The 3,186-nt window shown below is 71.0% G+C and carries 2 protein-coding genes and 1 pseudogene; 1 reads left to right on the forward strand and 2 read right to left on the reverse strand.

Annotated features, from left to right (window positions below):
- Nucleotides 1-268, forward strand: a pseudogene (locus HUU94_RS01335) (hypothetical protein); the annotation flags it as partial.
- A gap of 139 nt (nt 269-407) precedes the next feature.
- Here the strand turns inward: HUU94_RS01335 and gspD are convergent.
- Together gspD and HUU94_RS01345 are read right to left on the reverse strand one after the other, a co-directional pair.
- Nucleotides 408-2,495 (reverse strand): type II secretion system secretin GspD, encoded by a 2,088-nt coding sequence (gene gspD, locus HUU94_RS01340; protein WP_174273332.1) that lies wholly within the window; start codon nt 2,493-2,495, stop codon nt 408-410.
- Nucleotides 2,492-3,186 (reverse strand): type II secretion system protein N (locus HUU94_RS01345; protein WP_174273333.1); only part of this gene is annotated, 695 nt, incomplete at its 5' end. The genes HUU94_RS01345 and gspD, both read right to left, overlap by 4 nt.

Consider the following 3,186-nt stretch of genomic DNA (forward strand, 5'->3'; position numbering starts at 1 on the left):
CCCGGGAGCGCCGCCGACCGCGCCGCTGTTCGCGCAGCCCGACGCCGCGTCCCGGCTGCGCGGCGGATTTCCGGCGGAGCTGATCGGCATCGTCGGGCGGATCGCAGTCGATCCGCAGGCGATGCTGCGGCTGGCGGACGGCGGCCTGCGCACGATCGCGATCGGCGAGACGATCCAGGGCTGGACGCTGGCGGCGATCACCGCCGATCGGGTGCTGTTCCGGCGCGGGGGCGAGGAGCGGACGCTGGTGCTGCCGGCGGGTTCTTAGAGGCTGTCGTGTTGACGTTGATCTCGTCACCCCGGCCTTGAGTCGGGGTCCCGCTGCTTGGCCGACGCTGAGGAAGAAGCGGGACCTCGGCTCAAGGCCGGGGTGACGGTTCAGCTCCAAGGACAGACCCCAGCGCGTCTCAATAGACGCCGCGAATCTCCAGGGGCAGGCGCGCCTTGGGCGGCTCGAGCAGCAGGCTGGTGCGATCGGACAGGCCATATTCGGAACTGCGCAGCCGCAGATATTTGCCGTCCGCCGCCGTCGAGACCTCGGCAGCCGTGCGCAGGATCGTCGGGCGGAGGAAGACGAACAACGTCCGCCGCGTCTGCTGGAGCTGGCGGCTCTTGAAGAGCGGGCCGATCAGCGGAACGTCGCCGAGCACGGGCACCTGCGTCTTGCTGTCCGTGCGATCGTCGGAAATCAGCCCGCCGAGCACGATCGTCTGGCCGTCGTCGGCGAGGACGGTGGTCTGGATCGCGCGGCGGTTGGTGACGAGATCGGCGGCGCCCGTCACCGCGCCGACCAGCGAGGAGACTTCCTGACTGACGTCGAGCCTGATCGTATCGCCTTCGTGGACGCGCGGGATGATGCGCAAAGTAAGGCCGACGTCCTGCCGCTCGATCGTCGTGAACGGCGCGGTGGTGCCGCCCGCCAGCGTGGAATAGCTGCCCGTGCGGAAGGGGACGTTCTGGCCGACGACGATCTGCGCGGGCTGGTTGTCCAGCGTGGTGATGCTGGGGGTGGAGAGCAGATTGGCCTTGGAAGAGCTCGCCAGTGCCTGGACGAGGATCTGGAAATCGCCGCCGCCGATCGCGGCGGTGATGCCGCTGGCGGCGGCGAGGCCGCCGATCGGCGCGCCCAGCGCGGTGAGCACGCTGGTGATCGACGGGCCGATGTTGGTGAACGAACTGATCGCGCCCGTGCGATGGGGCAGATCCTTGCCGATGCCGAACTGGATGCCCAGCGCCTCCGCCTTGTCCCCGAACACCTCGACGATCGCGGCTTCGATCATCACCTGCGGGCGGCGCACGTCGAGCTGATCGATCAGCGGCTGCAATTGCGCGATCGCGGCCGGCGAGCCGCGCACGACGATCGCGTTGAGCTCCGGCGAGGCCTGCACCGCCAGATCGGGGGTCGAGAAACCCGTGGACTGCCCCGAACCGCCCGACGAGGAGGATTGCATCGGGAAGGTCGATCCCCCGCCGCTGCCGCCCGCGGTGATCGCGCCGAGCGCGCTGTTGCCGCTGGAGGTGGTGCCGTTGTTGCTGACGAGCGGGTTCGACGTGCCGAAGCCCTGCGATCCCGTCGCCGAGGTGCCGATATTGCCCGCGCCGATCATCGGCTCGGAAAGCGTGCGCGCGACGGGGTTGTTCGATTGTCCCTGGCCGCCGAGCAGCCCGCTCAGCACCTGGGTCACCGATTCGGCATCGGCCTGCTTCAGGCGAAAGACGCGCATCGTCGGCGTGGCGCCGCCGGGGCGATCGAGCTGTATCGCCATCCGCCGCGCGTCGGCGACCGCGCTGGGCGAGCCGCGCACGAGGATCGAATTGCCCCGCTCGTCGATCGCGACGCGCGGGCCGTTGTCGCCCTCGCCATAGAGCGCGCGGATCGCCGCGCCGACATCCTTGGCACTGGCGACACGGAGCTGGATCGTCGCGAAGCTCTGCCCGCCGCCGCTGTCCAGCGCCGCGGCCAGCCGCTCGATCCGCGCGATATTGTCGGCATAATCGGTGACGACGATCGCGTTGGGATTGGTCAGCGCCTCGAGGCTGCCGAACTGCGCGATCAACGGTCGGAAGATGCGCGCGGCGGTTTCGGGCGCGACGTTGCGCAGGCGGATCAGCCGCGTCGTGACGGGGCCGGCGGCGATGCTGGCGGGCTCGCGCACGGCATCGGCCTGCGGCACGATCCGCCACGCGCGCCCGGCCTTGACCGCGGTGAAGCCGTGGACGCGCAGCACCGACTGGAACAGCTCCCACACGCCCTGCGCGCTGAGCGGGGTCGCCGAAGTGACATTGACCGTGCCGCGCACCTGCGGATCGAGGATCAGGGTGCGGCCGGTGAGCCGCGAAATCTGTTCGGCGACCGCGGCGATCTCGACATCGTGCATGTTGACGACGATGTCGCCGGCCTGGCCCGCGATCGGTGGCGCGGCGGGCGCGGCGGGCACCTGGGCGAGCGTGGGGGCGGCGAGGAGCGCGCCGAGCAGGAGCAGGCGGGACGTCATTTGAGCGGCACCGACAAGGCGACCTGCTGGCCGCCGCGCGATACCACCACCTGCACGTTGCCGTCCGCCAGCAGCGTCTGTAGCGCTGTGGGATTTTGCATCAGATCGGTGGCGGGCGCGCCGTTGATCCGCTGGATGACGTCGCCCGGCTGCAACCCCGCGCCGCGCGTGCGATCGGTCGCCTGGGTGATGTGGAGGCCGTCGCTGGCGATCGTCGCCCCGAGCGATCCCAGCAAGGCGGAGGGGCCGGCGGGGGGAGCCGGCGGTGCCGTTGGCCCTGGCACCGGCACCGCTATCGCCATCGACGCGGACGGTGAAGGACCGGAAGCCGTGGGCGCCGCCGCTCCGCCGCTGCGATCGGGGAAGCCGAGCATCTGCCTGCCGCCCCCGCCGACGAGCATGAGATGATCGGCAGCGATCGATTCGATCGTCCCGGAGCCGACCTGCTGGCCCACGTAGAAAGCGGCGGGCGCCGCACCGCCGACCGAGATGAGCGCCGAAGACGCGGATTGCGGAATGGCGAGCAGGATGCCGCGCAGCACCAGGCTCTGGTCGGCCGATGCGGTCGCGGAAGCCGGCGCGGCGATCGAGGTGCCGAACGGCGCGAGCGCGATCAGCGGCTGGACGTCGATCGGGCGAACCGCACGCGCCGCGACGGGGGCCGCGCCGAACCGCTGGCCGGGATCCCCCG

Source organism: Sphingomonas bacterium, assembly GCF_903644055.1.
Classification (GTDB): Bacteria; Pseudomonadota; Alphaproteobacteria; order Sphingomonadales; family Sphingomonadaceae; genus Sphingomonas_I.